General features: G+C 57.4%; 4 protein-coding genes and 1 pseudogene. 4 read left to right on the forward strand and 1 reads right to left on the reverse strand.

What is annotated here, in order from left to right; all coding sequences use genetic code 11:
* The 4 genes and pseudogenes from ACF8AM_RS01475 to ACF8AM_RS01490 form a co-directional block, all read left to right on the forward strand.
* Nucleotides 1-1,998, forward strand: a pseudogene (locus ACF8AM_RS01475) (DNA-binding protein); the annotation flags it as partial.
* Nucleotides 1,999-2,155: 157 nt separating this feature from the next.
* Nucleotides 2,156-3,277 (forward strand): AAA family ATPase, encoded by a 1,122-nt coding sequence (locus ACF8AM_RS01480; RefSeq protein WP_392553929.1) that lies wholly within the window; start codon nt 2,156-2,158, stop codon nt 3,275-3,277.
* An 11-nt stretch (nt 3,278-3,288) separates the two neighbouring features.
* Nucleotides 3,289-7,107, forward strand: coding sequence for a DUF5682 family protein (locus ACF8AM_RS01485; protein ID WP_392553930.1), 3,819 nt, complete (start codon nt 3,289-3,291; stop codon nt 7,105-7,107).
* On the forward strand, nt 7,104-8,966 hold the full coding sequence (locus ACF8AM_RS01490; protein WP_392553931.1) for a hypothetical protein: 1,863 nt from the start codon (nt 7,104-7,106) through the stop codon (nt 8,964-8,966). Before ACF8AM_RS01485 ends, ACF8AM_RS01490 begins: the two co-directional genes overlap by 4 nt.
* Before the next feature lie 139 nt (nt 8,967-9,105).
* Here ACF8AM_RS01490 and ACF8AM_RS01495 read toward each other — a convergent pair.
* The coding region (locus ACF8AM_RS01495; protein ID WP_392553932.1) for a sensor histidine kinase at nt 9,106-9,541 on the reverse strand (436 nt) is incomplete at its 5' end.

Below are 9,541 nucleotides of genomic sequence, written 5' to 3' on the forward strand. Positions count from 1 at the left end.
TTTTTCGCGGGAGGTGAAGTGGAAAAACAGCCTCGCGGACAAGGCGTTTTCTTCGGCCTGATTGACGATGCCGCCTCCGCCGCCTGGAAGGCGTTCTGGAACAACGCTCATCGAGGCGCCGACGACGGTGTGCCACCGAAACAACGAATTGCCGGTCCCTATCAAGACGCTCTGCGATTCGTCGCGGACTGCGGCATCTTGGACCTACCTGGAAAGATGGTCGTCCATGTCGCTGAGGTACCCGATGAAGCGGTCGCGAAGAAACTTGCCAAAGCGGGAAAAGGCCTGGATGACGATCGGGCGGTCGCGTTCATCGAAGGCAAGACTCGTCATCTGGCTTACAAAATCCATAGCTACATGGCCGATCGAGTCGTGGTGCTTTCCTATAGCGAGTCGGGTGAGCCCAAACCGCCAAAGTCCTTTGCGGTCATCGATTCCGCACCGCTGCGAAAACAGTGGACGGGAAAATCCGTTCGGCACTTTCTCGAAGCCGTTTCGAACGTCGAAACCTTGCCTCTCGTTTCAACAGAAAAGCTGGCCAGCGCTGCCGAAACCTTGGGAGTCTCGCCGATTGAAGTTGCTCTGGGATGGATGGCCAATTTCCGAACGGTCCACTACGGGCAAGAAAAGCTGACCAAAGAACTGCGAACCCACTACGGTTGGAAGGTCAACGAAATCAAGACCGCCGTGACAGCCGCTGACGCTGATCCTGTCCCCCTTTCCATTCTTGCCAATGGATGCCGCCGTGATTGCGTGGGAGCTCTCGGCAAAAACATCGATCGCTGCTTTGATTTCATGGTGGAAGCTTGGAAAGAAACCCAAAAAGCCAGTGTTCAGTTGCCGACAAAAGTGATCGGTCAATTGCAAAACTTGCGTGGCGGTTACTTCCGTTTCGACATCAAGCTATTCAGCGAATTCTTAGCAGACCCGTTGAGTTCTCCTGTCCTGATGACACGTGAACTTGAATTTGGGTACAGCAAACAACGCCATCGAGAAGTTTTAGAAGGATCGCTGAATCCGCCTTTGACGTTCTCGTTGGGACAAGCGTTGCCGATCTTGCCGGCAGCCATTCGATACCTGAACTACAGCCTGCCTCATGGCGATCCAGCACGAACGAAGATTCCTGCACTGATCGATGCGGTCCGAGACCACTTGCTCAACCCAAAGACAGCCTTGCCGATGGGGTGCAGCAGGACACAGCCTTACCGTGCAGATCAAGAAACGGACGTGGAGGGCACCATCGAATCATTTTCCACCATGATTGCGAAATGCCAACCTGCTCCGGGTGGCTTCCACACCTTTGACAGTGGACTGGTCGTGGGTGCGATCTTGCCACCGGCAGTGGACTTGTGGTTTCGCCCCGCTCAATTGCAGAACGAATCGGACGCAGGAGCCTTGCATGTCGCGGCTGCCTTGACGTTCGATTGGGAAACCGATGGAACCCAACATCTGCACTTCGTCGACTTCACGCGGATCATGCGAAGTGATGAGATGACGCGAATCGCTGACCACAACCGACAACCGACTCTGACGGTTGGAGCGTGGGAGCAGGACCCTCGAGTCTCGTCGCCCGAAACGGTGAAAACCGCAGCAAAAAAATGCAAGTTGAGCGAGGATGCGGCGACGTTGTATTTGCAACTCCTGGCTCTTCCCGATTGCACCGCGGTCAACATCAAATCATGGAATGATTGGACCTCGGCCAGATTCAAAAAGGCGACCGAAGAATTGGTTGCGGGTGAGTACGTCGTGTCCGCCAAACGCAGCCGCGCCGGTCGCGACGTGTTTCTGCCAGGTGGATGGGAAGCCTTGAAACTGCCCAACCTGCCAATCGAAACGTGGAAGCTTCCGCTGTTTGGTTACACCAATTCAGAACCACTGCGAGGCGGATACGCGAGTCTGATTGTGTGCCCACGAACACTTCCCGATCAATTCGCAATGGCTTGGCAACGGATCGAGGATGGTGACACGCCCAAGTATGACGAAGAAATGCCGGGCTAAAGATCGCTTGATCGACCGGGAAAGCTCGCTCCATTGCATCCGCAATTCTGAAACACACTCACCGAGATGGAACCCAGTGGCAAAGAAAAAGTCCAGAACAACAACGCCCTCCGCTCGTTCAGCGTCTGATGGTCCAACGTCCGATCGCAGCATTCAATTGCCTCCCGCTGAAGTTCGACATGCAGACGAACTCAAAGCGCTTCGCGAATCGGACAACCTGCCGCGTCCCGACGGTTGGTCACTGTCTCCTCAAGCGGTCGTGGATTTCATCTGCGGCAGCGACGGAGTGAAGGTTGGCAAAACCAAGGCAACGTCCTGTGTGATTAGCGAAAAATTTGTGGGCTCGCGAGACATTGTGCAACGATGCGTTGTCACACTCGCCGGCGAACGCGGGTTGATGATGGTTGGTGAACCCGGCACCGCGAAATCCATGCTAGGTGAATTGCTCGCCGTGGCGATCAGTGGCACCGGATCATTGGCCGTCCAAGGAACCGCCGGAACCACAGAAGACCAAATCAAGTACGGTTGGAACTATGCGATGTTGCTCGATCGCGGTCCCGTTCGCGAAGCACTTGTTCCTTCACCAGTCATGACCGCCATGCGAAACGGCAAAATCGTTCGCTTTGAAGAAATCACGCGTTGCTTGCCGGAGGTCCAAGACGCTCTGATCTCCATCCTGAGTGAACGCAGATTGATGATTCCCGAGATGGACCAGGCCGGCGACGACAACGCAAACAGTGTTTTCGCGAGCCCTGGCTTTTCCATCATTGCGACTGCGAACTTGCGTGACCGAGGCGTGTCAGAGATGTCCGCCGCGTTGAAACGGCGATTCAATTTTGAAACCATTGCCCCGATCGCTGATGAAGTCCGCGAACGTGAACTCGTTTCCACCCGGGCGGCAGCGTTGTTGGCTGAAACCGGCGCGCAGGCAAAGGTGGACCAATCGCTCGTCGAGTTGCTGGTCACCGTTTTTCGCGATTTACGGAACGGACGCAGCGACGAGGGCTGGCAAATTTCGCGTCCGAGCACGGTCATGAGCACCGCCGAAGCGGTGGCCGTCGCGACAGCGATCACCCGCGAAAGCGTCTTCTTCCCAAGTGGATTTGATCCCGTCTCTCGCATGCCAGGACACTTGCTTGGGGTGGTGATGAAAGACGAGGCAAAAGATCGGGAACGATTGCTGGCGTACTGGGACGGCCCCGTTCGTCGGCGTGCCGAAGATGGGTCTCCACTTTGGAAACGGCTGGTGCAACTGCGCAGCGTGCTGGAAGAAGAATAGGTCTCACGCTCATGCAACCGCTTCTCCAATCCCGAACACCTTGGCTGATCGGCGTCCGACATCATTCGGCAGCGCTCGCCCGTGCCATGCCGGCAATGTTAGATGACTTCACACCGGAATGTTTGTTGGTCGAATTGCCAGGCGATCTGCAGGATTGGATCGAACACATCGCCGATCCACAAACAATCGCCCCCGTCGCAATCTCAGCCGTGCATCCGGAGCATGGTCTGTTTTTCTATCCCTTGGCTGACTTCTCGCCAGAATGGGTGGCAATCCGCTGGGCAAAACGACGCGGGATTCCCGTCATCGCATGTGATCTGTCGGTCGCTGCAAAATCGCAGCTTGCCCACTCGGATTTTGAAGAACCGACGGATGACGTTCCCGGCCCGGTCGAAAACCAAGGGCACGGCGACGTTATTACGACTGGACTCGATGAACTGTTGCGTCGCTGTGGAGAGACCGATACCGGTGGCCTTTGGCAACGATTGGTTGAATCGCCTGGCTTTGGTTCGGATCACGAATCGATCCGTCGTGCGGGTTTGATGTTCGGATGGGCAGTGCGTGAGAGTTCGCCAATCGTTTCGCATCGTGATTTGCTACGCGAGGCCACGATGCGAAACGCCATTCGCCAGGCTCCCGCTCACTCCGCTGCCGTCGTGGGTGCATTCCATGCCGCCGCTCTGCTTCCGTCGGTGATCGAATCCTCGGAAGAACAGGACCTTCAATTGTTGGATGGTGTTTCAGTCGAATCGAGCTCTTCGGTTGGTGTATCGCTCGTGCCTTACTCGTTCGAGCAACTCGACGAACGCAGCGGTTACCCGGCGGGAGTTCGCGATCCCGTCTGGCATCAGCGAATGCTGGAATCATCCACTGCGGAACAGGCCGATGCAGCGTCTGCGGAATTGGTCACCGCCATTTGTCGGCATTTGCGAAAGCAAGGACACGTCGCGGGAATGCCCGACGCTTGTGAGTCGCTACGGATGATGCGGGATCTGGCGAGACTTCGTGGCTTGCCCGTCGCAGGGTGTGGCGAGATGGTCGAAGCGATCCAAAGCTGCCTGGTGCAAGGTGACTTGATGGGACGTGGTCGCGCCGTTGCGAGTGCAGCTGAATCAGTCTTGATCGGTCGTCGAACCGGTTGTGTGACTCCATTGGCTCCCAGGTGTGGGCTCGCCGTTGAAATCGACGACCAACTCAGGGCGTTGAAACTGCCGGGCCGTGAATCGTTCGGCGATCCATCCCTCCCAAAATCCCCCCGCGCATCCAATCGTTCTCAACGCGGATCACGCTCACCGCGAGACAGCAAAACGAAAGAGATCAAACTGGATGTCCTCCGCAGACCTCGTGACCGAGCGCGTGCTGTGGTGCTGCGTCGCTTCAATGCCGCAGGGATTCCTTATGCGGTCCGTGTCGACGAAGTCCAACAGGGGCACCGGGAAAACATAGTTGAGCGATGGCAGATTGGATGGCAACAGGGCACCTCCGCGACCATTGAATCGGTCTCACGATATGGAGTGACATTGCGGCAGGTGGTCGAAGGAATGGTGCGGGCTGTCGGCAGAACGCCTGGCCAATCGGAAGCAGAGGCGGAGACGTTGCCCGCCAACATTTTGCATCGTCTGCAAATCGCGACTCAGTGCGGACTGGTCACGCTGGCTCGCCAAGCCTTGCGACAGCTCAACGGTTCATTCCGTCAAGCAGCGGGACTGTCTCAGTTAGTGGAAGCGATCACAGTCATCACACAAATTCACGCTGGGCAGGTGCCGGGCCTACCATCGGACAAGAACGCCGCCTACCCGCCATGGGTCGAGACATTCGTCTTGCCGGATGCGGAAACGCAAATCAACGAACTTCTGCATACCTGCTTGCAGCGACTCGCCGGCATCGGTGGATCCAACGATCCCGCCGATGTGATGGCAATCGTCGATCTGCTGGATTGGCTGACCGGCGACTTGCAGGCTGTCACTCTCAGCGGCGATCAAACCAGCACCTCAGAATCTTGCCGGGTGCAGATCGCACACTGGTGTCGACGAACTCAACGCACGGGCAGCGATCGCATGCAGGGTGCTGCGGCGGCAGCCTTGTCTCGCTTGGACACATCCTTGCATGACTTCCGTGCAACCGAAACTGGCGACCAATGGACCGAGCTGACGAGAGGCTGGCTGGATTCAGCCGGGAACCGCGAAGGTCGTCAACGTCTTCAACACGCACTCGCCGGTGCGACTCAAGTCTTGCTGCCGCAGATGCAGAGCGACGCCTTTTGGCTCAGTGGAATTCAGTCGGGTATCGCCGAGATGGGCGACGACGTTTTCTTGTCGCGGCTGCCTTCCTTGAGGGGTGCGTTCGCTGAGTTTTCCCCAGCCGATCGGCAGCGTTTGCTGCAAGTTTGCTTGTCGGAATTGAACGAACGCGGGTCAAACCTGGATAGCAGTGGCGCGTCATTGTCCTCCATCCAGGACGTCGATCCCGCGGCGATCACCGATGAACTGGTACGGTTGCGAGAAGCCGACTTGGCCGGGAAAAGTGCGATCAACGCCGCCTACCCCGAGTGCCGCGATTGGTTGCAATCGTTTCGCTTTGACAACCAATCGCCGGGCGAAGGGGCACAACCATCGGACAGTTCCAAGACGTCTGAGAACTCACCTTCCCAGGCACATCACCACAACGACGAACTGAATTTTGCCGATCGATGGCGGCTGATCTTTGGATTGCCGCCCGAATCTGGCCCCCCCCTGGCGATGCGATGTGCGTCGTCACTCGATCAGCTTTATGGACGAGGACATGGGGAAGGCTCTCGTGGCGGTTTAGCCAACGCACCTTCCGGAAGGGGCGGCGGCACCGAGGCACCGGAACCAACAACAGCCCAGTGGGCCGAAGAACTCGAAGCTCTGTTTGGTAGCGATTTGTGCCAAGAAGTCCTGGGCACCGCTGCGGGCAACGGACGCTCGACCGCGATCGAGCTGCTCGACCCTGACACCGTCACCCCATCAATCGAACTTTTGCAACAAGTCCTCTCTTTAGCGGGAGCAATGCCCGAGTCCAAGGTCGCTACACTGAGACGGTTGGCCCGACGTTTGACCGAACAATTGGCTTCCGAGCTCGCGGTGCGACTGCAACCTGCAATGAACGGTCTGTCCTCACCGCGACCGACACGGCGACGAGCTCGAAAGCTGAACTTGCCCCGCACCCTTCGCGACAACCTTGCCAATTGCCATCGACGAGCCGATGGACGGGCAACCATTGTCGCTGAAAAGCTGATGTTTCACTCGCCGTCGAAACGGCAGATGGATTGGCACGTGACGTTTGTCGTGGACGTCTCAGCGTCCATGTCGGCGTCGGTCATCTACAGCGCGTTGGTGGCAGCCGTGTTCGATGCTCTGCCCGCACTTTCGGTTCGCTTCTTGGCCTTCAGTACCGAGGTGCTCGACTTCAGCGAACAAGTCGCCGATCCCTTGTCGCTGTTGTTGGAAGTCCAGGTCGGCGGGGGCACGGACATCGGGCTGGGGCTTCGAGCGGCACGGGCAGGAGTGACCGTCCCTTCCCGAAGCATCGTGATTCTTGTTTCCGATTTTGAAGAGGGCGTGTCGGTCGGTCGGATGATTGCCGAAGTTCGCGAGCTGGTCGACGCGGGAGTCAAATGCCTTGGCTTGGCATCGCTCGACGACTCGGGAGTGGCTCGATTCCATCAAGGTTACGCGGCGATGATGGCGGGTGCGGGCATGCCGGTTGCAGCCGTCAGCCCAGAGAAATTGGCCCGCTGGGTCGGCGAGCAAATTCGCGGAACCCAACAAGCAACCAACCCGTCCGCTGGTCTGGGAGGGATCGAGTGAATCCCGAACTCCCTTCGATCGCCGCAGAATTGCTCGCCGAGATCATCGAAGCGGCACCCGGTCGGGTTCGCAAACGTTTGGATCGCGATCCCGCAGCGGCAGCCAACTGGCAATGGGAAAATGCCAATGGCGGATGGACCATTTCTGCTGGAGATGAAACGGTTCAGTTGCATGTGGGCGACCGGCAGACGGTGCTGAACAGTGAAATGGTGTCCTGCTCATGCCTGTTGTCTCCCAGGTGCTTTCATCTTCTCGCCGTTCTCACCTCACTGACGCTCGCCGGTGAAGCGGAGCCGAAAACCGATCTGAAAACGGAACCGGACGCTCCGAACCGCCCTGAGTCCGACGGCGACGATATTGAAATCACCGACGCCATACGAGTTGCTGCCCAACAAAGCTTGCAGGCGATCGACAGCCTGTTGGTGAGTGGTGCACGAGCCAGCGGATTGATCGTCCAGTCCACGCTACTTCGCGCCGCCCATCAATCCCGCGCAGAAGGCTTGGTGAACTTGTCCGCCAGCCTGATTCGCATGGCCGAAGGAATTCAGCGACTACGAGCGGATGACGAACACGCCGATTGCGATCAACTTTGCCGAGACACAACCGCCGCCATCGAAGCCGCTCACGGATTGATTCGGGCCGACTCAGTCCCGAAGTCTCAGCTCGGATACACTCGCCGTCCGTTCTCACCGAATGCGCTGAAGCGGCTGACCGGCGTGGTGGCTGAACCGATCTTGACGTTGAGTGGTTACGCTGGCGTGGTCACACACCTAATCGGCGACGATGGGGACATCTACCAAGTCGTCGAGACTCGGCCCGGAGACGTCAACCTGATCAACCAAGCCTATCGCGGCGGGATTGATTTAGGTGAGACAACGGCTTCGGCACAAGTCATCAGCCGCTCGCGGATCGACGTTCAAAACCTGACCAGTTCACCAGATGGCCGACTCGGAAAGGGCGGCAAAACCCGTTGGGCAATCCAGCCGGTGCAAGAAGGTCACGCTGCGGATCTCTCTGCGTTGCATTGCCATTGGACGAAAGACATTCGCGAACAAATCTCGCGAGTGTTTGACGCAACCACCTCGCCTGAACAGCCTCTGCCCCGCGATCGCAACCTCGTCTGTGTCCAAGGCACCATCGTCGCTGCCAACGGGGCGGGTGTCTTGTTTCAACCGGTTGATTGCAACACCACACTGACGCTCGGGATCGCGATGGACAATGCGGCGGTGATGTACCGGCAAAACCTTCAAATGCTGGCGAGGTGCCCCGGTCTGTCGATCGAGATTTTCGCAAGATTGCGGCTGAACCAAGCGGGGTGGATGGATGCCCTGAGCTTTCGTGCGTTGTCCGAGGAAGTGACCTTTCCGGATCACTGGTTGGGCCGCTGTCATCTCGGCCTTGATGCACTGCACCGGCATCATTTTCAAAACACTCAAAGATATGTCGAAGACATCGAGCATCAACAACATCAACAACAACCTTCGCCGGATGAACAAAACTCATTGATTCGCAATCCCGTTGAAACACGCCGTTCGAAGAGTGACTTGTTTCCAGGCCTCGAAAGACGTTGTGCAGCCATGGTGATCGGTGGGCGAAGTTCCGTCGGATCCATCAGTTCTCCCACCCACCGACGGGACCATGCACGTCTGGTCGCTAGAGGACAACGCACAGCGGCGGGTCTGTTGAACCACTTGGCGATGGCATGCGCTGAATCTCCCGCCGTCACGCGACGTGGCAACCTCAACCACGCATCCGAAAAACACCGTCGCCCCCTCATTCTTGCGGTGATCGACCGATACTGCCGCGAATTCCGAAGCCACTACGAACGCGACCAATGGCTACGCTGGTTGGATCCGTAGCGTTCCCGCCAGCAACGCCCCATCGTTTCGACAATTCACCCTCTGTTGATCCCGCCGCCATGACGATCTCTCGCTCCTTTCATCTCTGCCTGCTCTCGTTGTTCTGTCTGACCTCTCTGGTTCAGGCAATCGGTCGTCGCTATCGGGCAGTGTTGGGAAACGAAACTCGAAACACCGTTTGAGAATCCAACCGAAAAAGCTCCACGCATCCGCCTAACAAATCGACATTGCTTTCCACGATGCTCAACCCCAGCCCCACGCCGTCCTGCTCCACTTCAGATGCAGTGTTGATTCGGTAGAAACGATCAAAGACTCGCGAACGATGCTCTTCACCGATGCCGACTCCGTTGTCACGGACTTCGACGGTGATCTCATCGGAGTTCGAGAACGATCGCACCTCCACACATCCTTCCTCCGGCGTGTACTTGATCGCGTTGTCGAGCAAGTTGTGGAACACCTGGCGCAAACGTTCTGGATCCGATTGCAACATCAAACCATCCTCGAATTGCGTCCGCAACTCCTGGCGTTTCGCTATCGCTCGCGGTCGCATGGAACCCGCAACCTCTTGCAACAGT

It is taken from the genome of Rhodopirellula sp. JB055 (assembly GCF_043100905.1).
In the GTDB taxonomy this organism is placed as follows: domain Bacteria; phylum Planctomycetota; class Planctomycetia; order Pirellulales; family Pirellulaceae; genus Rhodopirellula.